Below are 24,324 nucleotides of genomic sequence, written 5' to 3'. Positions count from 1 at the left end.
TTTATTGTAGAAATTATAGATATTTTATAGTGTTTCTCATGAAACATTAATATTAAAAAGAAAGGAATTATAAATGATAAAGTTTGAAGCAGGAAAATATGATGTTATAGTAGTTGGGGCAGGTCACGCAGGATGTGAAGCTGCTTTAGCTACTGCAAGAATGGGATATAAAACTTTGATAATAACAATGTCTTTAGATTCTATTGCATTAATGCCTTGCAATCCATCAATTGGTGGAACGGGTAAAGGTCAATTAGTAAAAGAGATAGATGCTTTAGGTGGTCAAATGGGACTAAATATAGACAAGACATATATACAAAGTAGAATGTTAAATACTGCTAAAGGACCAGCAGTTCATTCCTTGAGAGCCCAAGCAGATAAATTTAAATACCATGAAGAAATGAAAAAAACATTAGAAAATGAGCCAAACCTCGATATAGCTATGGATGAAGTTGTAGAAATATTACATGAAGGAAATGTTGTAATAGGTGTTGGAACTAAGCTAGGATGTTCATTTAAATCTAAAGCTGTAATATTAGCTACTGGAGTTTATTTAAATTCAAAAATATATATGGGTGAGGTGGCATTTTACGAAGGTCCTAATGCACTAGGATATGCAAAATACCTTACAGATAGTTTAGTTGAATTAGGTCTTAGAATGAGAAGATTTAAAACAGGAACACCAGCAAGAGTCCATAGAGATAGTATAGATTTCTCTGTAATGTCTCTACAAGAAGGTGACGAAAAAGTAACTCCTTTCTCATTTATGAATGAAAACATAGAGAAAGAGCAAGAACCTTGTTATTTAACAAGAACCACTGAAGATACTCAAAGAGTTATACTAGATAATTTAAAAAGGTCTGCCATGTATAGTGGAGTTATAGAAAGTACTGGGCCAAGATATTGTCCTTCTATAGAAGATAAAGTAGTAAGATTTAGTGATAAAACTTCACATCAATTGTTTATAGAGCCAGAGGGTTTGAATACTAAAGAAATGTATATTCAAGGGATATCAACTAGTTTACCTTTTGAAGTTCAACTAGATATGTATAAAACTATAAAGGGGCTTGAAAACTGTAAGATAATGAGACCTGCATATGCTATAGAATATGATTGTGTTGACCCAACACAATTAAAAATAAGTTTAGAAATAAAAGGTGTTGAAAACTTATTTAGTGCAGGGCAATTTAATGGAACTTCTGGATATGAAGAAGCAGCAGCTCAAGGGCTTATGGCGGGTATAAATGCTGTTAGAAAGATAGAAGGAAAAGAACCTTTTGTATTAGATCGTTCAGAAGCATATATAGGTGTATTATTAGATGACCTTGTTACTAAAGGAACTAATGAACCTTATAGAATGATGACATCAAGAGCAGAATATAGATTGTATTTAAGACAAGATAATGCGGATATGAGATTAACTCAAAAGGGTTATGAATTAGGCTTAGTTAAAAAAGATAGATATGAAAGATTCATAAATAAAAAGGATGCTGTTGAAAAAGAATTTGAAAGATTAAAGAGCGAAAGGGTTACACCAAAGGAAGTAAATAATTTACTAGAAGAAAAAGGTGCAACGCCAATAAAAGTTGGAATATCACTGTATGAGTTTTTAAAAAGACCAGAAGTATCCTATGAATTGCTTGAAGAAATAGGAAAAGATGCTGGTGAAGATGTTTCAAGAGAAGTTAAAGAACAATGCGTAATAATGACTAAGTATGAAGGTTATATAGACAAGCAATTAAAACAGATAGACCAATTTAAAAAGCTTGAGAATAAAAAATTAGATGAAAAAATAAATTATTCATCAATAGAAGGACTTAGATTAGAAGCAAGACAAAAACTAGATGACATAAAACCTATTTCAATAGGTCAAGCATCTCGTATATCAGGTGTTTCTCCAGCTGATATATCAGTGTTACTTATACACCTAGAACAAGTTAGAAGAACTAGAGGTGGAAAAAGTGAATAATATAGAACTTCTAGAAAATGGAATTAAAAATTTTAATATAGATACAAATGATGATATGTTACAAAAATTTAAAACTTATAGAGATATACTAGTTGATTGGAATCAAAAAATGAACCTTACAGGAATAGAGGATGAAAAAGAAGTATATATAAAACACTTTTTAGACTCTATTTCAGCTGTAAAAAATGGATATATAAAAAATGGTATGTCCATAATAGATGTTGGTACAGGTGCTGGTTTTCCAGGTATACCACTAAAAATATGTTTAGAGGAGTTAGAGTTAACCTTATTGGACTCTTTAAATAAAAGAATAAGCTTTCTAGAAGAAGTTGCTAGAGCATTAGAACTAGAGGGTATTAAATTTATACATGGAAGAGCTGAAGATTTTGGAAAAGATGAAAAGTACAGGGAAAAGTATGATATTGCTACAGCAAGAGCTGTAGCTGGATTACCAATTCTTATGGAATTTTGTGTACCATTTGTAAAAGTAGGAGGATATTTTATTTGTTTAAAAGGTCCAAATGCTAATCTAGAATTAGAGGAATCAAAAAAGGCTATAGATATTTTAGGATTAGAGTTTGTTGAAAAAATAGATGTAGAATTACCAGAAATAGATTTAAATCATAATATATTAGTTTTTAAAAAGATACATGAAACACCAGTTAAATACCCTAGAAAAGCTGGTAAGCCAGCTAAAAATCCTATTAAATAATCAAGATATTAATTAGTAGGCAACCTTAATCATTTCTCAGGAAATAATTAAGGTTGCCTCAAAACAAACAAAAATAAAGGAATTATTAAAGTAGATGCAGAAATAAAATTGTATGTACATATAGAGAACAAAAATATTTATATCTAAAATAAGAGAGGTATGTTATGGAAGATAAAAGAGTTATGGAGATACCTATAGAAGATATAGTTCCAAATCCATACCAACCAAGAAAAATATTTTCACAAGTTTCATTGGAGGAATTGAGCAATTCTATAAAGGTATATGGTATAATTCAACCTATAACAGTTAGAGCAAAAGATGGTAAATATGAACTAATTGCTGGAGAAAGAAGATTAAGAGCAGCTAAGTTAGCAGAGCTTAAAACTGTACCAGCAATTATAAATAATATGAACGATGAATCTTCTGCTGTTCTAGCGTTATTAGAAAATTTGCAACGAGAAGACTTAAATTTTATTGAAGAAGCAATTGGCTATGAAAACTTAATAAAAGAGCATGCTTTTACTCAACAGCAATTAGCAGAAAAATTAGGTAAAAATCAATCTACTGTAGCAAACAAGCTTAGAATATTAAAGCTTCCAAACGATATAAAAATGAAGCTAATAGAGAATAATTTAACAGAAAGACATGCTAGGGCATTCCTTAAATTACCAAGTGAAGATTTAATGAAAAGTGTACTAGAAAAGGTCATAAAGAATGAATTGACTGTTAAAAAAACAGAAAAACTGATACAAGATATACTAGAAGAAATTGAAATTCAAGAAGAGCCTGATAAAAAACAGAATATAAAGGGTGCTATGAGTATAAGAATTTACATAAATACTATAAAGCAAGCCTTTGATGCTATATCAAATACAGGAATTGATGCTAAGTATAATGAAATAGATAAGGGAGATTATATGGAAGTTGTTGTAAAAATCCCTAAAAAATAAAGATTACTGCTTACCAGTAATCTTTTTTTTTAAAACAAGCCTTGTAATATAAATTGATTTATAGACATTATTTATAATTATAAAAGCAACTAGTCAATATTTAAAATTAATTTGATTCTTAAAGGGGGGAACATCATGGGCAAAGTTATAGCTATATTTAATCAAAAGGGCGGAGTCGGAAAAACTACAACAAATGTAAATTTAAGTGCCAGTTTAGGAACCTTAGGAAAAAAGATATTAGTATTAGATTTGGACCCTCAAGGAAATACAACTAGTGGATATGGTATTGATAAAAATGAAGTAGAAAATACAATCTATGAGATTATGTTAGATGGTTTGCATATTAAAGAAGCAATAATAAAAACAGAGTTTGAAAATGTAGATGTAGTTCCATCAGCTACGGAACTAGCAGGTGCAGAGATAGAGCTTGCATCTATAAATAATAGAGAGTATATTTTAAAAAATTCCATAAAAGTAGTAAAGGATGAATACGACTATATATTTTTGGATTGCCCACCTTCACTTGGAATGCTTACAATAAATTGTCTAACGGCTGTAGATAGTGTTTTAATTCCTATACAATGTGAATATTATGCCTTAGAAGGTGTAAGTCAATTAATGGAGACTATAAAATTAGTAAAATCAAGATTAAATACAGATATAGAAATTCAAGGTGTTGTTTTGAGTATGTTTGATGGAAGAGCCAATCTATCAATACAAGTTGTTGAAGAAGTTAAAAAGTACTTTAAAGGTAGTGTATACACTACTCTAATTCCAAGAAATGTAAGACTTGCAGAAGCTCCTAGTCATGGTAAACCAGCAATTTATTATGATAAAAGATGTAGGGGGTCTGTAGCTTATTTGGAACTAGCAGAAGAATTTATAGATTTAGAAGAGGAGGAGTGGTAGTATGGAGAATAAGTCTAAAAGAAGTAATAGATTGGGTCGAGGTCTTAGTGCATTGATACCAGAAATTAAAGGAGAAACTTCAGATAAAGAAATAGTTAATATAGATATAGACAAAATATATCCAAACGAAGTTCAGCCAAGAAAGCAATTTGATGAAGAAAAAATAAAAGTATTATCTGAGTCTATAAAAAATTATGGTGTACTACAACCAATAGTAGTTAAAAGAGATGAAAACAATAAGTACATGATAATAGCTGGTGAAAGAAGATTTAGAGCATCAAAACTTGCAAATAAAAGTCAAATACCTGCTATAATTAAAGATATAGAGATGAAAGACATAATGGAGATAGCTTTAATTGAAAACTTACAGAGAGAAGATTTAAATTCAATAGAAGAAGCACTAGCATATAAAAGTTTAATTGAGCATTATAATGTAACTCAAGAAGAAATATCAGAAGCTGTCGGTAAAAGTAGACCTCATATAACTAACACTTTGAGACTTTTAAATCTAGGACAAGATGTTATAGACATGATAGATAGTGGTAAAATCACAGCAGGTCATGGAAAGGCTCTATTAAGAATTGTAGATAAAAAATTACAACTACAAATTGCAAAAAAGATAGAAGAGGAAGAACTTTCTGTAAGAGAAGTTGAAAACATTGCAAAAAAAATATCTGAAAATAAAGAAGAAGATATGCCAAAGAAGTCTAAGCCTAAAGATGTATTTATTTTAGATGTAGAAGATAAACTTAGAAATATTTTTGGAACTAAAGTAAATATTTCCAAAGGTAAGAAAAAAGGTAAAATAGAGATAGAATACTATAATGATGATGATTTAAACAGTATTGTATCAATGCTTCTTGAATAACACACAAATATAAAATAGAGAGGACGATGAATATGATTTATCTAGACAATGCTGCAACTACATATCCAAAACCAGAAAGAGTTTATGATGCTGTTTTAGATTGTATGAAAAACTATTGTGCAAATCCAGGAAGAGCAGGGCATAAGCTTGCTATGCGAGCTGCTAGAGAAATTTATGATACAAGAGAAAATATAGCTAAGTTATTTAATGTAAGTAATCCTATGAATATAGTATTTACGTCTAATGCAACAGACTCTTTGAATTTAGCAATAAAAGGTGTATTACAAAAAGGAGATCATGTAATAACAACATCTATGGAACATAATTCAGTAATAAGACCTATAAAAGCTCTTGAGAAAAAAGGGGTTGAAAATACTGTAGTAAAATGTGATGATGAAGGTTTTTTAGATTATGAAGAGTTAGAAAAATCAATAAAGGATAACACTAAGCTGATTGTAACTACACATGCATCTAATGTATGTGGAACATTAATAGATATAAAAAAAGTTGGAGAAATAGCTAAGAAACATAATATAATATTCTTGGTAGATGCATCACAAACAGCAGGTGTTTATGATATAGATGTGAAGAAATGTAATATAGATATGTTGGCTATGCCAGGTCATAAATGCTTATTTGGACCTCAAGGAACAGGTATCTTATATGTAAGAGAAGGCCTAAATTTGAATATATTAAAAGAGGGTGGAACAGGTAGTAAATCAGAAGAAATGGTTCAACCAGAACTGTTCCCAGATAAATACGAGTCAGGAACTCATAATACTCCAGGTATAGCAGGGCTTAACCAAGGTGTATTATTTATATTTGAAAGAGGAATCAACAATATAAGACAACATGAAGAAGAATTATGTCAATATATGCTAAATAAGTTAGAAGAAGTATCAGATATAAAGATATATGGACCAAAAGACAGTAAAAAAAGAGCCTCAGTAATAGCTATAAATATAGGAAACATGGATTCTGGAGAGGTTACTTTCTTATTAGATAGTGAATATAATATAGCAACTAGATCAGGAATACATTGTTCTCCATTAGCTCATACTACTTTAGGTACGTTAAAACAAGGTGCGGTAAGATTCAGTATAGGATATTTTAATACGAAAGATGAGATAGATAAAGCAATAGATGCCTTGAAGAAAATTTCAAAAAATAAATAGTATAAATTACAACATAAAAATAGTGTCAACTTTATAGATAGTTGACACTATTTTTGTAGCTTAATATAATTTAAAAACTTACTTTAAATAATCTCCATCTTCAAGAACTATATGACCACTTTCATAGTTAGCGCCATCAACAGTAAGCTTTATTTGTTCAACATTCATGTTTTTTATGTAAGTACGTGCAACTGAATCAAGCATTAAAGTTTCTGCATCACTACCTAAGTTTGATTTTGTAAAATCAGAGTTAACATCTAATATACCAGTTTTTACACCATCAATATCTTTTGTAGTAAATGAATTTAGTTTTGCAGATTCTGGAATTACTTTAAGCTTTTGTAGTTCAGCAAATAAAGTGTTTTCATCAATTTTTTCTAAATCAACCTTATTCTCAATTAAATCTGTTTTGTCTACATCAAAAGAATAAATAACAGCAGACTCCGTCTTTTTTTCTTCCTTTGGAGCTGATGTAGACTTTTTATTAGGAACTTCTTTTTCATCATTATTTTCTTTATTGTTTTCTTCCTTTGGTTGCTCAACATTTGTATTATTTTTAGTTTCTTTTTTAGTTGCTTCATTTTGAGCATTGCTACATCCAACTGCCAATATAGATATAGATAATATACTTAACACTAACATTATTTTCTTGTTTTTCATAAAAATTACTCCTCTCAAGATACTATTCTTATATATAATTATAATCGTTATGACTGAATATATGAATACAAAATAGTAACAAATTTAAAAAATGATTTATTTAAGTTAATTAAATACAAAATAAACTAAATATTAGTCATTTTTATGGGAAATCATTTAATGTATAGAGAAAATATTGTAAAATAAAAGTAGTGTTTTTAAAATAAATATAAGTTATAATTATATTATAAAAAAATGTCTTCAAAAGGTGGGAATAGTATGGAAATTTTGAGCTTAGGAGAAAAGATTAAGAAATTAAGAAAAGAAAAAAATATGACATTAAAAGAGTTAGCTGGAGATAGAATAACAGCAGCACAAATAAGCCATATAGAGAGAGATAAATCTCATACTAGTTATGAACTGTTGGAATATCTAGGTGATAAGTTAGATGTAAGCGTGGAATATTTATTAGAAACAAAAGAAATGCAGTCAAAAAAGATAACAGATAATTTAATACTGCAAAGTGAAATTTATATAAAAGAGAATGAGTTAAACAAGGCTGAGGACCAAATAAAAGAAGTTTTAGATATATGTAAGAGATACGATTTAATGGAGAACTATGGCAGATGCAATTTTCTTATGGCTAACATTAACTTAAAAAAATCTAATTACAATAATGCTATAGAAAACTTTGAAAAGGCTTTATTTTTCTTTATAAAAAACAATGATAGTGAAAACATACTAAAGTGCTATTTAAACATAGGAAAGATATATATGCAAGAAGACTTTTATAAAGGTGCGATAAGTCACTTTAATTTTGCAGAGGAAATTTTGTCAGAGAATAAGTTTGAGGATATTAACGTATATAAGGAATTATATAGTAAGATGGCATATTGTTATATAAAATTAGATAATCCAAATATGTCATTAAAGTACATAGATAAAATAAATGAAATAGATAATAAAAATGATAGAAAAGAAGATGTCGATATTTTGGTGTTAAAAGCAAACAACATGCTTGAGATTGGAAAATATGAGGAATCAAAAGAGTATTTTAAAAAAGCACTAAAAATACTTGAAAATGAAGATAATAAAACTGGAATAGCAAATGTATACTTAACAATTTGTGATGTTTATAGAAAAATAGGTGAGACAGATAGAGTTCTTGAATATTCTCAAAAAGTGTACAACATAAAGAAAAATGATGAAGACGAATATATGATGTCAGGTTTATTCAAGATAATAGAAGCGTACATAGATAAAGAAGATTATGATTTAGCTAGAAAATATTGTAAAATAGCTTTAGCATCATCAATAAAAAATAAAAATAAGTTTAATGAGTATAAGGCATTAAAATTCTATTCTAATATGTATAAGAATCAAAATGAAATTACTCTTGCTATTGAGTATTTAATTAAATGTATAAAAATAGTATCAGACTTAGGTAATAATAAGATATTAGCAAACTTGTACATAGACTTAGGTCAATTATATTCAAGCATATCAAAAGAGAAAGAATTAGAGTACTACCAAAAGGGAGTATTTATGTATAAAAATTTAGAGATAATGTAAGTATAATAAACCTATAATAGTATAGAAACAATCTATAACAAGCAAGATAATATCTATGATAAAATATAAATTGTATGAATAATTTTAAGGAGATGAATCAAACAATGAGTATAAAAATAGATGCTAGAGGGCTTGCTTGTCCTAAACCAGTTATAAATACAAAAAAAGAATTAGATAATATAGAAGAAGGCATTGTAGTTACAACAGTTGACAATGAAACAGCAAAAGAAAATATATTAAAGCTTGCTAAATCTTTAAATTGTGAAGCAAGGATTGTTGATGAAAAAGAAAACTTAATTTCTATAGAAATTAAAAAAGGTAATAATGTTGTAGTTCAAAAAGAAGAAAGCGAACTAGAAGATACATGTGTATTTATATCTTCAGATAAGATGGGATTGGGAAATGATGAATTAGGACAAGTATTAATAAAAGGTTTTATATATACTTTAACAGAATCAAAGCCATATCCTAAACATATACTTTTAGTTAATGGAGGAGTAAAATTAAGTGCTGAAAATGAAGCAACTATAGAAAATCTTAAAATACTTGAAGATGCAGGGGTAGAAATTTTATCTTGTGGAACTTGTTTAGATTACTATAATTTAAAAGAAAAATTACAAGTTGGTTCAGTTACAAATATGTACACTATAGTTGAAACATTAAAAAATGCATCAAATACTATTTCTATATAATGTATGTTTGTTTAACAATATAAAGTTAATAGGAAATATTAAACTAAAGAAAAGTAGATAGTCAGAAAGGATTAAGCAATGAATCAAATGTATATAGTATCATTTAATTCTACACATCATGCAATAAGGTCAGAAAAGCTATTTGGTGAAAATGGTTTAAAAGTAATGGCTCTTCCAACACCAAGAGAAATAACAGCAAGCTGTGGAATATCAATTAAATTTTCTTTTGAAGATATGAAAAAAATAAAGACAATTTTAGTTGAAAATAATGTAGATATAAAGGGAATTTACTGTATAAGTAAATTAGAGGATGGCTCAAGGGAAGCAAAGAAGTTAGATTAGGAGGCTAATTATTTATGCCAATGGATTTAAAAATAGGGGATATTGTTGAATTGAAAAAACAACATGCATGTGGATGTAAAGAGTTTGAAATCGTAAGAACTGGAATGGATATAAAGATAAAATGTACGAAATGTTCAAGGCTAATAATGCTTGATAGAGAGACATTAGAAAAGAGAGTAAAAAAGCTAATAAAAAAATGATATAAATTTAACATTTAAAAAATGTCAAATACCGTATATTAATATCCAAATTTTTGGTATAATAGAAATTGAAGAAAACATTTTCATGGGGGTGCTTTAATTATGGCAGTTAAATATGCAAAAAGAATGGAAGGTTTACAAGGATCTGAAATACGTGAGCTTTTAAAACTTACTCAACAACCACAAATAATATCTTTTGCGGGTGGAATGCCTGCTCCAGAATTATTTCCAGTTGAAGAAATGAAAAAAGTATCAGTTGCAGTGCTTGAAGAAAATGGAAGATCAGCTATGCAATATACTACAACAGAAGGATATGAACCATTAAGAGAAAAAATAGCAGCTAGAATGAATGACAAAAACAAAACTAATGTAAATAAAGATGATATATTAGTTACAAGTGGTTCTCAACAAGGTCTAGATTTTGCAGGAAAAGTATTTATTGATGAAGGTGATGTAATTTTATGTGAAAGCCCATCTTACATAGGAGCTATAAATGCATTTAAATCTTACCAACCTAAATTCATAGATGTTCCAACAGATTCTAATGGAATGATAATGGAAGAACTAGAAAAAATACTAGAAACAACTGATAGAATAAAAATGATTTATGTAATACCTGATTTCCAAAATCCAACAGGAAGAACTTGGCCACTTGAAAGACGTAAAAAATTCATGGAAATAGTAAATAAATATGAAATACCAGTAATAGAAGATAATCCATATGGAGATTTAAGATTTGAGGGAGAATCTTTACCATCTTTAAAATCAATGGATACAAAAGGATTAGTAATATTCTTAGGAACTTTCTCTAAAATATTCTGCCCAGGATACAGATTAGGATGGACTTGTGCTTCTCCAGAAATACTATCTAAATTTAACTTTGCAAAACAAGGTGCAGACTTACAAGCATCAACTATATCTCAAATGGAAGTAAGTAAATTTATGGATATGTATGACTTAGATGAACACGTTGATAAAATAAAAGCTGTTTATATCAAACGTAGAGATGTTATGCTTAAGACTATGGAAGAAGAATTCCCAGAAGGATTAGTATTTACTCATCCAGAAGGTGGATTATTTACATGGGTAGAGCTTCCAAGTAATTTAAATGCTAAAGAATTAATGCCAAAATGCTTAGAAAAGAATGTTGCTTATGTTGCTGGAGGAGGATTCTTCCCTAATGGTGGTAGAGAAAATACTTTCAGACTTAACTATTCAAATATGCCAGAAGAAAAAATAATAGAAGGTATCAAAAACATAGCATCAGTTTTAAAAGAAGCTATGGGTGTTGAAGCTTAATTAAAAATAATAACTTAAGATATATTATAAGGGATGGCAATAGCCATCCCTTGTTAATTTAAAAAATATATTTCACCTTATATTAAATATTAAAATTTGTCCAAAATTTAAATTGACATAAATAAGAAAAAATGATAAAATGTGTAGGTATGAGATTTTAGTCTCATTTCTCTGCTCTAAGAGTGTAGAGCCGTTAAGTCCAAAGGGAGGTGAATTATAGTGAGAAATTATGAATTAGTTTATGTAGTAAAGCCAAACTCTGATGAAGAAACAAGAGAAGCTGTACTAAACAAAGTTAAGGAAGTTGTTGCAACTGAAGGAGAAATAGTTAAAGTTGATACTTGGGGAACTAAAAAATTAGCTTATCCAATAGCTAAGTTTACAGAAGGTTTCTATGTGTTAGTTAACTTCAAATCAGCAGTAGACGTTCCTAAAGAAATAGACAGAAACTTAAAGATAAATGAAAACGTAATAAGACACATGATAGTTGTTGCTTAACAACTAGTTTTATTATAAAAAATAGGTGGTGTTTTTATGAATCAAGTTGTATTAGTGGGAAGGTTAACTAAAGACCCTGAATTAAGATACATCCCAGGTACAGGAACACCAGTGGCATCATTTACAATAGCCATTGATAGAGACTATGTAAAAAAAGATGGATCTAAAGAAACTGATTTTATACCTGTTGAAGTAATGGGTAAATCCGCTGAATTTTGTGCCAACTACATAACTAAAGGTAGATTAGTTGCACTTCAAGGATCGATAAGAGTAGACAATTATCAGACACAATCAGGCGAAAAAAGAACTTTTACAAAAGTAAGTACTAGATCGGTACAAGCTTTAGATAGCAAGAATAAATCGGAAAATTCATATAAAGAGAGTGCTCCAGCTTTTGAGCCAAGCTTTGAACCTCAAGGGTTAGACCCACAAGGTTTCCAAGCTATAGATGATGACGATATACCATTTTAAAAAGGAGGGAAAAAAGTCATGATGAATAAAAAAAGACGTAAGAAAAAAAGAGTTTGTCAATTTTGTGCTGACAAAAACGCTAAAATAGATTACAAAAGTACTCAGAGATTACAAAAGTATATAACTGAAAGAGGAAAGATATTACCAAGAAGAATATCTGGAACTTGTGCTAAGCATCAAAGAGAATTAACAGTTGCTATAAAAAGATCAAGAAATATAGCACTTTTACCATATACATTAGATTAAAAAATGAGCCTTGTGCTCATTTTTTATTATAGATATTTATATAAGTAAATGAGACGAGCTATAACGCTCGTTTTTTTGTTTATATACTTAAATATATTATTATTTATGATATAATATTATATATTAAGGAGGGTTGCAAACGTGAAAATAGATAAAGGTTCTGAGATAACAAGAAACATAAAGATAATAGAGTGGATGAAAACAGAAATATTAATGAGTGTAAGTGATTTGTTTAACTTATTATTTAAAGGGGTAAAACCTTTAGATGAGGCAATTCAAGATACTCTAGCAAATATAATAATGATAACATATCTCTTAGCAAAGAGATTAGGAATTAGTTTTAGAGACGTAGATTATAAAGTCAAGGAAAAAATAAAAATTGGTATAGAGGAAGACCATAGTGTTGAAAGATGGTATGGAGATTTATCTAACTTAAAAAAACATATGGATAATAGGGAGTGATATTAAATTGAATAATAAAATTAGACTATCTAAAGCCATGTCTATAATAGTTTTAGCTATAATAATTGCTTTAGTAATAGCCTATATTCCAATGCTAGGAATGTTTAGCATATTAGCAGCTGTCCCATATGTAATTATAGGTGCCATCACTGATAAAAAGTATTCTTTTTTATCTATTTTGATTACATTTTGTGTGCTAGTTTTATTTGCAGACATTTCGTATGCATTAAATATATGTATAATGTATTCTTTGCCAGGCATAGCAATAGGAAAGATGCTAAAGAGAAGTTTTGAGCAAGAAGATAGTAATAAATTTGAACCAATATATGGAGGAACAATAATATTTGTGCTTGCAATGGTTGTGTATTTCTTTGTATTGAAGACATTTTTAAATGTAAATTTATTAGATGAAGTTTCTAAAATGATAACAGAAATTGTAAATATTCAAAAAAATAGTTTTTCTGCAACTGAGCTTAAAGTATTTGATAAAATGAAGCCAGATGAAATTGTAAGTTATTTTACAAATATGCTACCAATGATGTTATTCTTACAAGGTTTATTATCAGCATTTGTAACATATTATTTAAGCGTATTCTTTATCAAAAGGATTACAAATTTGAATATAAGATTTCCTAAATTTGCTGACTTTTATTTACCAGGAAATGCTATAGTCACAACTTTTTTACTTTATTTATTAGTCTTATTTATTGAAATTATTGGCTCAAAATTATATACAGAATTAATAATGACTAATTTACAGCTAGTTTTTAACTTAATGTTTGTAATTCAAGGAATAGCAGTTTGTATTTATTATTTAAAGAAATGGATAAGACAAGGGCCAAATAAAATTATGTTTCTTTCAGGGATAATTTTATGTTTATTTGGATTTATGGGAATATCTTTTGTTGGTATGGTAGATAGTATAATTGACTTTAGAAAGGTGAGAAGTTATAAATCCACTTAGGAGGATAGAAATGAGTAATAAACAAACCTTTAAATTAAATATGCCAGAAATAAATTTATATATAATTATTATTGGTATTTCTAGTATAATTTTGCTTTATTACAACTTGTATGTAGGGTGTTTATTTTTCTGTATTTTTGCATATATGGTTTTTCACAATTGGAGAACAACTAATATTAGACGTCATGAATGGACAGAGTATATTCAAAATTTATCTTTAGATATAGATGAAACAACTAAGAAAGCTATAATAAATCTTCCAATACCACTATGTATTCTAGAATTTGATGGAAATATATCATGGTATAATGGAAAGTTTTATGATATGATTGGTCAAAAAGATTTACTTGATAAAAATATAGAAGATATAGTTAAAAATCTTAATTTAAGAAAAGTATTAAATGAAAATAAAGAGATGTACACTGAAATAAACTATAAGGATAGAGAATATACAATAGTTTATAATGTTATAAAAAATGATCAAGAAAAAAATCCTAAATATTTAATGATATTATACTGGATAGATAAGACAGAATATTTACAAGTAAAACAAGATTATGATGATGAAAAAGATGCAATGATGTTAATACAAGTAGATGGATATGATGAAGTATTAAAAAGTGCAGCAGAAGATAAGAGAGCTTTAATTAATGTTGAAGTAGAAAAAATACTTTCTGCTTTAGAATTAAATTCAAATGGTGCTTTGAGAAGGACTTCAAAAGATAAATTCTTCTTGGTAATGCATAAAAAAGAGTTAAAAAAATTGGAAGCTGAGAAGTTTTCTATTTTAGATACAATAAGACATATTGATTATGGAAATAATCTTCCTGTTACAATAAGTATAGGAATTGGTATAGATGGAGATACATTAAATGAGAACCTAAAACTTGCTACAGGTGCTCTTGATTTAGCACTTGGTAGAGGAGGAGACCAAGCTGTTGTAAAGACAAAAGATAAGTTTGTATTTTATGGTGGAAAGTCTAAGGCTGTAGAAAAGAAAACAAAAGTAAAATCTAGACTTATAGGTCATGCTCTGAGAGAGGTTATACAAGAAAGCGATCATGTTTATATAATGGGTCATAAATATCCTGACATGGACGCTATGGGAGCCGCAGTTGGGGTTTATGATATATGTAAATCTTGCAATAAGACAGCAAATATAGTTTTACAATCTGTAAATGAATCTATAGAGATATTTATAAACAAAATAAATGAAAGTAATTATTATAAGAAGTTGTTTATTGGAAAAGAGGAGGCTATTGATAACTGTACTAAAAATACACTAGTTGTTGTAGTTGATACTCATAGACCTAATTATACTGAATGTGAAGAACTCTTAAAGTTATCAGAGAAGGTAGTAGTAATAGACCATCATAGAAGAGGTGTAGAGTTTATAAATGATGCAGTGCTTTTATTCCATGAAATATATGTATCTTCAACATGTGAAATGGTTACAGAATTAGTTCAGTATATGGATGAAGAGGTAACAATCAATAAACTTACAGCTGAAGGTCTTTTAGCAGGAATAAGCTTAGATACTAAAAACTTTGCATTTAAAACAGGTGTGAGGACATTTGAAGCTGCTTCTTACCTTAGAAAAGTTGGAGCAGATACAATAGAAGTCAAGAAGTTTTTCAATTCTGATGTAAAAGATTTTATAATAAAGGCTGAAATAATTCAAAGTACAAAGATAATTAATAATAGAATATGTCTAGCATATTCAAGTACAGAAATAGATAGTATAAACGTCATAATAGCTCAAACTGCTGATGAGCTATTAAATATAAAAGAAGTAGAAGCCTCCTTTGTATTAGGAGAAAAAGATGATACTATATTTATAAGTGCAAGGTCTTTGGGGCAAATAAATGTACATGTACTTATGGAAAAATTAGGAGGCGGGGGACATATAGATATAGCTGGTGCACAGTTAAAAAATGTTTCTCTAAAAGAAGCTTACAAGATAGTAAATAAAATAATAGAGGAGTATTTAGAGGAGGAAGAATAGATGAAAGTTATATTATTAAAAGATGTAAAAGGAACTGGTAAAAAAGGGGAAATGAAAGAAGTAAGTGATGGATATGCAAGAAATTTCTTATTTCCTAAGAAAATGGCTGTGCAAGCAGATAGTGTAGCAATCAAGGAATTAAATGAAAAGAATAAATCTAAAGAAATAAAAGCTCAAAAAGAATATGAAGAAGCTGTTTTACTAGGAAAACAAATGGAAGAAATTAATATAGAAATATATTCAAAATCAGGTGAAGGTGGAAGATTATTTGGTTCAATAACAGCCAAAGAGATAGCTGAGCAATTGAAGAAACAAAAAGATATAGATGTAGACAAAAGAAAGATTTTATTAGATGAACCAATAAGAACTTTAGGTTCAACATTTGTAGAAATAAAAATACATCAAAAAGTAACTACTAAAATAAGAGTAGATGTAAAAGAAAAACAGTAATAACTAGAGGTGATAAAGATGGAAGACATGACGAGAATTCCTCCTCACAGTGTAGAATCAGAGCAGTCAATATTAGGTTCTATACTGCTAGACAAAGATGCTATAATAACAGTTACAGAAACTATAAGGCCTGATGACTTCTATAAAGAGGCTCACAAAATAATATATGAATGTATGATAACTTTAAGCAATAAAGGTGAGCCTATAGACTTAATAACATTGACAGAAGAGCTAAGAAAACAAGGGCATCTTAATGATATTGGAGGAATCAGTTATATTACAAGTCTTTCTACAATAGTGCCAACAACTTCAAATGTAAAATACTATGCTGATATAGTAAAAGAAAAGTCTGTACTTAGAAAGCTTATAAAAGCATCTAATGAAATAATAAATCTAGGATATAGTGGAGCAACGAAAATTGAAGATGTTTTGGAACAAGCTGAAAAGAGAATATTTGATATATCACAGGAAAAAACTAGTGACGATTTTAAATCTATAAACTTAGTTTTGATGGATGCCTATGATATGATAGAAAAATTATATACAAATAAAAGCGATGTAACTGGTATAACTACTGGTTTTAAAGATTTAAATAAAAAAATAAATGGTCTTCAAAGAACAGATTTAATATTAGTTGCGGCAAGACCTGCAATGGGTAAAACGGCCTTTTCTTTAAATTTAGTACAAAATGCAGCTTTAAAAGGAGATGCTTCTGTAGCTGTGTTTAGTTTAGAGATGTCAAAAGAACAGTTAGTACAACGTATGCTATCTTCGCAATCTAGTGTAGAATTGAAAAAGATAAAGACTGGAACACTTAATGATAATGATTGGCCTAGGATTATAGATGCAATGGCAGTACTGTCAGATGCAAAAATACACATAGATGATACTCCTGGAATAAAAATATCAGAATTAAGGTCAAAGTGCAGAAAGTTAAAGATAGAAAAAGGTCTAGATTTAGTGCTTATAGATTATCTTCAACTTATGGAAGGTGAAGGTAATAATGAAAGTAGACAACAAGAAATATCTAAAATATCAAGGTCATTAAAAGTATTAGCAAAAGAATTAAATTGTCCTGTAGTAGCATTATCTCAGTTATCACGTGCCCCAGAGCAAAGAGCAGACCATAGACCTATGTTATCTGATTTAAGAGAATCTGGAGCAATTGAGCAGGATGCAGATATAGTTATGTTTTTGTATAGAGATGAATACTATCATGCTGATTCTGAGAGTAAAAATATAGGAGAAATAATAATAGCAAAAAATAGACATGGTGAAACTGGTTCTGTGGAACTAGTTTGGCTTGGTGAGGTTCAAAGATTTGGGGATAAGTTGAGAGACCTATAATTTAACTAATATCCACAGAACATCCTTTCTTTCTACAGGAAAAATGTGGATACATGTCACTAAATATGTCTAAACCTTGAAATTTAGCTAAAAAATTATCCACACTATCCACAGATAGCCTGTTGATAAGTGTGAATAAGTAGATAAAGCAAGCTTTTAGCTTGCTTTATCTGTGTATAAGTATTAATTATCAGGAGGAATAATATGGAAAAAATAAGCTTAAAATGTATATATCCCAATATAATTAAAGTACTTGATGAAATAAACTTATTTAGGATAGTTGATAATAATTTAAAAGAATCAATTGTTGTTTATGCTAGTATTGTGGACAATCAATATCATATAAACATGACTAATACAAACTTTGGAAATATAATTAATGTATGTAAATTAGAAAAACTTTTAGACGTGGACAAGTTTATAGAAAAAGTTATAAAAAATAGCACAGAAATTAAAAAAATAGATGACTTTTCAAAAATAGAAGAGTATCTGTTAAATATTGGAGAACGTTAAAAAAGTTGAAAAAAATACGAATATTTGATAGAATAAATAAGTAAAGCGTTCGAGAGTATATAAAATATAGAGGTGAATTACATGAAAACAGTTGCAATTGTTGGTTCTCAATGGGGAGATGAAGGTAAAGGTAAAGTTATCGATTATCTTGCTACTCAAGCAGATGTAGTAGTAAGAGGACAAGGTGGAAATAATGCAGGTCATACATTAGTTGTTGAAGGTAAAAAATATGCATTACACTTAATTCCATCTGGAGTTTTAAATCCAAAGACAGTGAACATAATCGGAAATGGAATAGTATTTGACCCTAAAGGATTCTTAGAAGAATTAGAAATGTTTAAAGCAGATAATATAAATACAGAAAACATAAAAATTAGCGATAGAGCTCATGTTATATTCCCATACCATAAAGAGCTAGATGCATTATCAGAAGAAGCTAGAGGCGATTTAAAGATAGGTACGACAAAAAAAGGTATTGGACCTTGCTATATGGATAAGACAGAGAGATCTGGAATCAGAATATGTGATTTAATGGATAAAGATAAATTTGCCATAAAATTAAAGGCTCAGATAGAAGCTAAAAACAAATTAGTTAGAAACATATATGGAAAAGAAGAATTATTTGATTTTGAAGCTATATATAATGAATATATTGGGTATGCAGAACAAATAAAAAAATATGTAGCAGATACATCAGTTATTGTATATGACGCGGTAAAAGCAGGTAAAAAAGTGTTATTTGAAGGAGCACAAGGTACTTTATTAGACTTAGACTTAGGAACTTATCCATTTGTTACATCTTCTCATCCAATATCTGGGGGATTTGCTATTGGTGCAGGTATAGGACCAAATATGATAAAGGATGTTGTTGGTATAGTAAAAGCTTATACTACAAGAGTTGGAGAAGGTCCATTCGTTACAGAACAAATAAATGAAACTGGTGATAAGATAAGAGAACAAGGGCATGAATTTGGAGTAACTACTGGTAGACCAAGAAGATGTGGGTGGTTTGATGCTGTTATAGTAAAATATGCAGCTAGAGTTAATGGATTAACTAGTATTTCATTTATGTTATTAGATGTGTTAACTGGATTTGACAAAATTAAAGTTTGTACATCTTATAAAATGGACGATAAAATAATAACAGATTTCCCAGCTTCTTTAGATGATTTAGCAAAATGTGAACCTATATATGAAGAATTAGATGGATGGAATGAAGATATAACTCAAGTAGACAATTTTGATGACCTTCCAGAAAATGCAAAGAAATATATTGCTAAAATAGAAGAGTTGATTGGAGTAAGTGTAGATATGGTTTCTGTTGGGCCTAATAGAGCTCAAACTATAATAAGAAAAAACATATTTGCTTAGTATCTTAAGTAAGTGATTTAAATTATAAATGATTAAAAAAAAGAGTATCTCAAGATAATATTTACAATTATTAGAGATGCTCTTTTATATTGAGTTAAAATTATTTATGTATATTTTAATAAAATTAAGGTCGAATTTATACCCTTGAATTAGATGTCTTATTTAGATGATTTTGTTGAAAATCAATGATTCAGGATTATTTTAATTATATACTAAAAAAAATAAAAAAAACTGTTGACTAAAAGTTATACAGCAGTTATAATATAACTTGTGAGTGAAAGAAACGACGAAAAAAGTCGAAAAAATGTGGTCTATTAGCTCAGTCGGTAGAGCACCTGACTTTTAATCAGGGTGTCCCGCGTTCGAGTCGCGGATAGATCACCAAATCATGGCTCGTTGGTCAAGAGGTTAAGACACCGCCCTTTCACGGCGGTAACAGGGGTTCAATTCCCCTACGAGTCACCAATATGGGACTATAGCTCAGCTGGGAGAGCACCTGCCTTACAAGCAGGGGGTCACAGGTTCGAGCCCTGTTAGTCCCACCAGTTTTTAGATGAAAAATACTATATATGCTGGTGTGGCTCAACGGTAGAGCAGCTGACTTGTAATCAGCAGGTTGTAGGTTCGATTCCTATCACCAGCTCCACAAAATACATACATGTAAATTAATATAATTTTCTATGTTACAGGATACTTTTAGGTATCTTTTTTTTAATTGCGTCAAAAATTAATTATAATTAAATTTTTAAATATTATACAATATCATATATTTAGAAACAGAGTCTATAAATGTACTATAATAAATTTAAATAATGCAATATATTAAGAATGATATTAATATATATAAAATTACAAACTAGATAAATGATTAGTATATTAAAAGGTATATTAGGAATATAATTAGAAAAACTGAATGGATAATGTGATTATATAGTATAAGTTTTAAACAGAGAAGCAAGTATGTTCTTACCTCTCTATTTAAAAATAAAAAAATGTTTTTTAAGGGCTACTTTATTTAAATCTCTCCCATCTCAAATCATCTCCAGTAAATTCTAAAATTCTAAACTTATCTAAAATCCTAGATAGAATTCTTTGAGTATAAGTATTTCCTATTTGAGATGGTGTTAAGTTGGTTGATATAATAATCTTTTTACCAGCAACAAGTCTTGTGTTTACAATATTGAAAATTTCTCCACTAGTAAAAGAATTATTAAGTTCAGTACCAAGGTCATCTATTATTAATAAATCACAATCAAACAAGTTTTTATAATTTTCTTCACTTATTTGATTGTTTGGGTCTCTTCTAAATTTATAGTCTTCAAGAATATCTAAAATTCTAAAAGATGTTTGATAAATTACAACATTACCTTTGTCTAACAATTCTTTTGCAATACAGTTACACATATATGTTTTACCTAGTCCAGTAGAACCATAAAACAATAAGTTTTCACTATTATCTACCTTAAAGTCATGAACAAAATTTTCGCAGATACTTAGATTATTTAACATATTTTCTCTTGGAGATATTTCTCCATCAGGACTCTTCTTAGGAGAAAATATATTCAAGTTAAAATTCGAAAAATTTTCCTGACTTAAAATTCTATCTAAATTAGACATCTTATAAGCCTCATTTACAATTTCTTGTTTTAGACAAGAACATTTTTCACCATTAGGTAAAAATCCTTTGTCTTTACAAGAGTCACATTGAAACTTTATTTCTAAGTAATCAAGAGATATGTTGTTTTTAACTAAAAGTTCTTCTTTTCTCAATTTTAAAGATTCTATAGTTTTCTTAGACTCATTTACAATTTCATCTTTAGATTTAGGATTTAAAAGAACTGTTTTAGCTAAGTTAAGACCTATTTTAGAAATATCATCATCTATAGATTTTATCTCAGGAATTCTATTATAGACCTCATTTTTTCTATGTTCCAATAGTAGCTCATTTTTATCTCTTTTATTGGCATATTTAGCCAGTATTTTTCTTATTTTATCTTCATTCATTTAATCACCTACTTAAACTTTTCTTTTTGACTTTTTTTAATAATTTCATCGAGTTCATCAGATGTATATTGAGTAAATGTTTCGTTGAAATTATGAAACTTAGTTTTCTTGTAAGTATTGTTGTTTTGAGTAGTATTAATCTGCTTCTTATTAATATTCTCCTTAACTATACGTTCTTCCTCTTTTTGCTTTAAATCATTTAAATTTTTTATATTTTTTTCGTGCCAATTTTTAATTATTCCATTTATATAAGATATACTTGGGTTTGGTATATTCTTAGATTTAGAACATGCATTTACTATTAAGTCCATATCCATGTCAAATTTATCAAACCAAGCATCCATGAGTTCTTTTTCTGATTTCGTTGCTTGTCTTGAAAATCCCAATTCATTGAAAATAGTTTTATATAAAATATATCGTTCACTTCTAATCAAGAAGCTGTCTTCAACATCTTTTGGGGTATATAAATTTGAATCATACCAGTTTCTAATAATGCCTTCGATGTATTTAACTGGTTTAGATGTACCAGTTTTATCTTTAACATATTCATAAGCACAAAGTATCATATCAGGGCCCATGTTGTATTTATTCATTATATCCATAATACTTATTTTTTCACTTGGGTCAAGATATCGACCAACTATTTTATTTATAGAATTGAACATCTTTCTAATACTTGGATTTTCAGAAGTAGATACAACTTTATCTGTATTAGATTTTACAGATGAATTATTACCTAATATATTTTCGATATAGAAATTTTTTAAATCTAAAAATTCTATTGAATAATTAAAATTATCATATTCTCCATTATCATGTATTTTTATAATCTTTTTTTCTTCCCAGAATTTCCAAGCAGATAGTACATCAGACAAAGGTATATTTAGGTTCTTGGCTATTGAGCTATTGTCAAACTTAGGATTAGAAGTAATATCACATGCCTGTCTATAGCCTAAAAGATAAACTTTTACGTATAACCCATCCGCCATTGGCATAAATATATCTATAAAGATATTGGGAATAGTGATTTCACCTAAATCTATTTCATTGCTTTCTTTGAAAAACATTTTATCACCTCAGATTAAATTATATCATTTTTTGTATTACATTTGGTTGTAAACAAATAAAAGGTCATAAGATTAGCATGTAAATATTTTCTAAAAGTATTCATTTTAAAAAGGAGGAGATATTTTGGTTATAAAATTCAACCAAAAAGTAAGAAGAACATTATCAGTAGCAATTTTATTTATGGTACTAATAATAGGTTGCTTCATAGAAAAGGATGACAGTTTAGAAACGTACAAAGAAAAATCTAATTCAAAGATAAATCAATATAATATGGATGTTATATTTGATGATGAAACTAAGAGGTTAATGTGCAATCAGAGTGTTGAGTACATAAATAAGACAAAATCAAACATGGATAAAATATATTTCCATATATATCCGAATGCTTTTTCTAAAAAAGAATTTGCTCCTTTTGAAAAAGGTGAGATGACAAGAGCCTATCCTAATGGATTCAATGAAGGATATATAGATATAAAAAACATACTAAATAATAGCAGTAAAATGGAATATAAAATCAAAGGAGATAAAAATGATATACTAGAAATAGAATTGGGGAAAGAGTTAAAGCCAAATGAAAAGATATCTCTGGATATAAAATATAACGTAAAAATACCAAACTCAGTGGGAAGGTTTGGATATGGAGAAAACACTATAAATATTACTAATTGGTTTCCTATAGCTTGTGTTAATGATGAAAGAGGATGGAATCTAAAGAGTTATGAAACTATTGGGGACCCATTTTATAGTGAAACTAGTGATTTTCATGTGAAACTATTGATTCCAAATAAGTATAAGATTGCTCATACAGGTAAACTTGTTAATGACAAACATGATAACAAGAAAATGTTGTATGAGATAGAAGCTGAAAACGTTAGGGATTTTGCATTTATATTAAGTAGTAAATTTGATGTAAATAAAGTTGACTCAAAGGGTGTAGCTATTAGTACATACAATTTAAATAAGAAACTTTCTAGCAGAGCAACAGAGATTGCAAAAGATTCAATAAATATATTTAGTGAGTTGTTTGGCAAATACCCATATAAAGAATATTCTGTTGTAGCAAGTGATTTCTTTATAGGTGGAATGGAATATCCAATGCTTGTTATGATAGACCAAAGCTTATATAATGAAAAAAATGAGTTTTTACTTGAGTATGTTATAGCACATGAAACAGCGCATCAATGGTGGTATTCTGCTGTTGGAAATGATGAAATAAGTGAACCTTGGTTAGATGAAGCACTTACTGAATATTCTACAATAGTTTATTTTGAACAAAAATATGGAAAAGAAATGGCAAATAAACTTATAAAAACTATGCAAATACAAACAAAGAGTTATTTGAGTGAAAACATATTTAAACCATCAAATGAGTATAAAAATTCTACTGAATACAGTTTAAATGTTTATACAAAAGGAGCAACAGCTTTTAATGAAGTAAGAAAAGAAGTTGGAGATAAGGTATTCTTTGAAACACTAAATGAATATTACAATAAATACAAACATAAAAATGCCAATGGAAGAGCTTTTGTAGAGTTATGGAACAGTAAAGGGGTAGATATAAATAAGATTATAAGTGAATACAAGTAAATTTCGTACAG

Annotated in this window: 25 protein-coding genes and 4 tRNA genes; 26 read left to right on the top strand and 3 right to left on the bottom strand. The window is 28.6% G+C overall.

Annotated features, from left to right (window positions below):
* Positions 1-73 precede the first annotated feature (73 nt).
* The 6 genes from mnmG to IC175_RS16510 all read left to right on the top strand — a co-directional run bounded on the left by mnmG (position 74) and on the right by IC175_RS16510 (position 6,583).
* Positions 74-1,969 carry a tRNA uridine-5-carboxymethylaminomethyl(34) synthesis enzyme MnmG gene (mnmG, locus tag IC175_RS16535; RefSeq protein WP_227831491.1) on the top strand — a complete coding sequence of 632 codons (1,896 nt, stop codon included), beginning with the start codon at positions 74-76 and terminating at the stop codon, positions 1,967-1,969.
* The gene (rsmG, locus tag IC175_RS16530) at positions 1,962-2,681 is read left to right on the top strand and encodes a 16S rRNA (guanine(527)-N(7))-methyltransferase RsmG (protein ID WP_227831490.1); all 720 of its coding nucleotides are present in this window, start codon (positions 1,962-1,964) and stop codon (positions 2,679-2,681) included. The genes mnmG and rsmG overlap by 8 nt, the downstream gene beginning before the upstream one ends.
* Before the next feature lie 164 nt (positions 2,682-2,845).
* Positions 2,846-3,631, top strand: a complete 786-nt coding sequence (noc, locus tag IC175_RS16525) for a nucleoid occlusion protein (RefSeq protein ID WP_227436562.1) — start codon at positions 2,846-2,848, stop codon at positions 3,629-3,631.
* 135 nt (positions 3,632-3,766) lie between these two features.
* Complete coding sequence (locus tag IC175_RS16520) at positions 3,767-4,540, top strand: ParA family protein (RefSeq protein ID WP_227436560.1); 774 nt, start codon at positions 3,767-3,769, stop codon at positions 4,538-4,540.
* 1 nt (position 4,541) lies between these two features.
* Positions 4,542-5,408, top strand: coding sequence for a ParB/RepB/Spo0J family partition protein (locus IC175_RS16515; protein ID WP_227436557.1), 867 nt, complete (start codon positions 4,542-4,544; stop codon positions 5,406-5,408).
* A 32-nt stretch (positions 5,409-5,440) separates the two neighbouring features.
* The gene (locus IC175_RS16510) at positions 5,441-6,583 is read left to right on the top strand and encodes an aminotransferase class V-fold PLP-dependent enzyme (protein ID WP_227825083.1); all 1,143 of its coding nucleotides are present in this window, start codon (positions 5,441-5,443) and stop codon (positions 6,581-6,583) included.
* A gap of 78 nt (positions 6,584-6,661) precedes the next feature.
* On the opposite strand, the gene IC175_RS16505 is transcribed toward IC175_RS16510, so the two are convergent.
* Complete coding sequence (locus tag IC175_RS16505) at positions 6,662-7,243, bottom strand: GerMN domain-containing protein (protein ID WP_227436554.1); 582 nt, start codon at positions 7,241-7,243, stop codon at positions 6,662-6,664.
* A 258-nt stretch (positions 7,244-7,501) separates the two neighbouring features.
* Between IC175_RS16505 and rstA the strand changes: the two genes are divergently transcribed.
* The 19 genes from rstA to IC175_RS16410 all read left to right on the top strand — a co-directional run bounded on the left by rstA (position 7,502) and on the right by IC175_RS16410 (position 20,300).
* Complete coding sequence (gene rstA, locus IC175_RS16500; protein ID WP_227436552.1) at positions 7,502-8,794, top strand: toxin production/motility transcriptional repressor RstA; 1,293 nt, start codon at positions 7,502-7,504, stop codon at positions 8,792-8,794.
* 104 nt (positions 8,795-8,898) lie between these two features.
* Positions 8,899-9,486 (top strand): sulfurtransferase-like selenium metabolism protein YedF, encoded by a 588-nt coding sequence (gene yedF / locus IC175_RS16495; RefSeq protein WP_227436550.1) that lies wholly within the window; start codon positions 8,899-8,901, stop codon positions 9,484-9,486.
* Positions 9,487-9,564: 78 nt separating this feature from the next.
* Positions 9,565-9,828: a DUF3343 domain-containing protein gene (locus IC175_RS16490; RefSeq protein WP_227436548.1), complete on the top strand. Its 264-nt coding sequence runs from the start codon at positions 9,565-9,567 to the stop codon at positions 9,826-9,828.
* A 14-nt stretch (positions 9,829-9,842) separates the two neighbouring features.
* Positions 9,843-10,028 (top strand): DUF951 domain-containing protein, encoded by a 186-nt coding sequence (locus IC175_RS16485; protein WP_054275506.1) that lies wholly within the window; start codon positions 9,843-9,845, stop codon positions 10,026-10,028.
* Between the two features lie 102 nt (positions 10,029-10,130).
* On the top strand, positions 10,131-11,327 hold the full coding sequence (locus IC175_RS16480) for a PLP-dependent aminotransferase family protein (RefSeq protein ID WP_227851740.1): 1,197 nt from the start codon (positions 10,131-10,133) through the stop codon (positions 11,325-11,327).
* Positions 11,328-11,546: 219 nt separating this feature from the next.
* Positions 11,547-11,825: a 30S ribosomal protein S6 gene (rpsF, locus tag IC175_RS16475; RefSeq protein WP_227436544.1), complete on the top strand. Its 279-nt coding sequence runs from the start codon at positions 11,547-11,549 to the stop codon at positions 11,823-11,825.
* 36 nt (positions 11,826-11,861) lie between these two features.
* Positions 11,862-12,296 carry a single-stranded DNA-binding protein gene (locus IC175_RS16470; RefSeq protein ID WP_227436543.1) on the top strand — a complete coding sequence of 145 codons (435 nt, stop codon included), beginning with the start codon at positions 11,862-11,864 and terminating at the stop codon, positions 12,294-12,296.
* An 18-nt stretch (positions 12,297-12,314) separates the two neighbouring features.
* Positions 12,315-12,542 carry a 30S ribosomal protein S18 gene (rpsR, locus tag IC175_RS16465; protein WP_021386573.1) on the top strand — a complete coding sequence of 76 codons (228 nt, stop codon included), beginning with the start codon at positions 12,315-12,317 and terminating at the stop codon, positions 12,540-12,542.
* A 141-nt stretch (positions 12,543-12,683) separates the two neighbouring features.
* Positions 12,684-13,004 carry a MazG-like family protein gene (locus IC175_RS16460; protein ID WP_227436541.1) on the top strand — a complete coding sequence of 107 codons (321 nt, stop codon included), beginning with the start codon at positions 12,684-12,686 and terminating at the stop codon, positions 13,002-13,004.
* 7 nt (positions 13,005-13,011) lie between these two features.
* Positions 13,012-13,968, top strand: coding sequence for a YybS family protein (locus tag IC175_RS16455; RefSeq protein ID WP_227436539.1), 957 nt, complete (start codon positions 13,012-13,014; stop codon positions 13,966-13,968).
* 10 nt (positions 13,969-13,978) lie between these two features.
* Positions 13,979-15,973, top strand: a complete 1,995-nt coding sequence (locus IC175_RS16450) for a DHH family phosphoesterase (RefSeq protein ID WP_227436537.1) — start codon at positions 13,979-13,981, stop codon at positions 15,971-15,973.
* The gene (rplI, locus tag IC175_RS16445; RefSeq protein ID WP_054275501.1) at positions 15,974-16,423 is read left to right on the top strand and encodes a 50S ribosomal protein L9; all 450 of its coding nucleotides are present in this window, start codon (positions 15,974-15,976) and stop codon (positions 16,421-16,423) included. It abuts the gene before it with no gap.
* Between the two features lie 18 nt (positions 16,424-16,441).
* Complete coding sequence (gene dnaB / locus IC175_RS16440) at positions 16,442-17,770, top strand: replicative DNA helicase (protein WP_227483326.1); 1,329 nt, start codon at positions 16,442-16,444, stop codon at positions 17,768-17,770.
* Between the two features lie 204 nt (positions 17,771-17,974).
* Positions 17,975-18,283, top strand: coding sequence for a hypothetical protein (locus IC175_RS16435; protein WP_227436532.1), 309 nt, complete (start codon positions 17,975-17,977; stop codon positions 18,281-18,283).
* Between the two features lie 81 nt (positions 18,284-18,364).
* Positions 18,365-19,654, top strand: coding sequence for an adenylosuccinate synthase (locus tag IC175_RS16430; protein WP_227436530.1), 1,290 nt, complete (start codon positions 18,365-18,367; stop codon positions 19,652-19,654).
* 308 nt (positions 19,655-19,962) lie between these two features.
* Positions 19,963-20,038: transfer RNA gene (locus tag IC175_RS16425), tRNA-Lys, on the top strand.
* 6 nt (positions 20,039-20,044) lie between these two features.
* A tRNA-Glu gene (locus tag IC175_RS16420) sits at positions 20,045-20,119 on the top strand.
* 4 nt (positions 20,120-20,123) lie between these two features.
* Positions 20,124-20,199, top strand: a tRNA-Val gene (locus IC175_RS16415).
* Between the two features lie 26 nt (positions 20,200-20,225).
* Positions 20,226-20,300, top strand: a tRNA-Thr gene (locus IC175_RS16410).
* 365 nt (positions 20,301-20,665) lie between these two features.
* Here the strand turns inward: IC175_RS16410 and IC175_RS16405 are convergent.
* Together IC175_RS16405 and IC175_RS16400 are read right to left on the bottom strand one after the other, a co-directional pair.
* Positions 20,666-21,658, bottom strand: a complete 993-nt coding sequence (locus IC175_RS16405; RefSeq protein WP_227436528.1) for an ATP-binding protein — start codon at positions 21,656-21,658, stop codon at positions 20,666-20,668.
* An 8-nt stretch (positions 21,659-21,666) separates the two neighbouring features.
* Positions 21,667-22,725, bottom strand: coding sequence for a DnaD domain protein (locus tag IC175_RS16400; protein WP_227436525.1), 1,059 nt, complete (start codon positions 22,723-22,725; stop codon positions 21,667-21,669).
* 124 nt (positions 22,726-22,849) lie between these two features.
* Between IC175_RS16400 and IC175_RS16395 the strand changes: the two genes are divergently transcribed.
* A complete protein-coding gene (locus IC175_RS16395; RefSeq protein WP_227436524.1) occupies positions 22,850-24,313 on the top strand; it encodes a M1 family metallopeptidase in 1,464 nt (487 codons plus the stop codon).
* Positions 24,314-24,324: the final 11 nt, after the last annotated feature.

Origin of the sequence: Clostridioides sp. ES-S-0123-01 (genome assembly GCF_020658415.1) — a bacterium.
GTDB lineage: Bacteria > Bacillota > Clostridia > Peptostreptococcales > Peptostreptococcaceae > Clostridioides.
The sequence above is the reverse complement of the archived record's forward strand: the minus strand, read 5'-3'. Positions and strand labels throughout refer to the sequence as shown.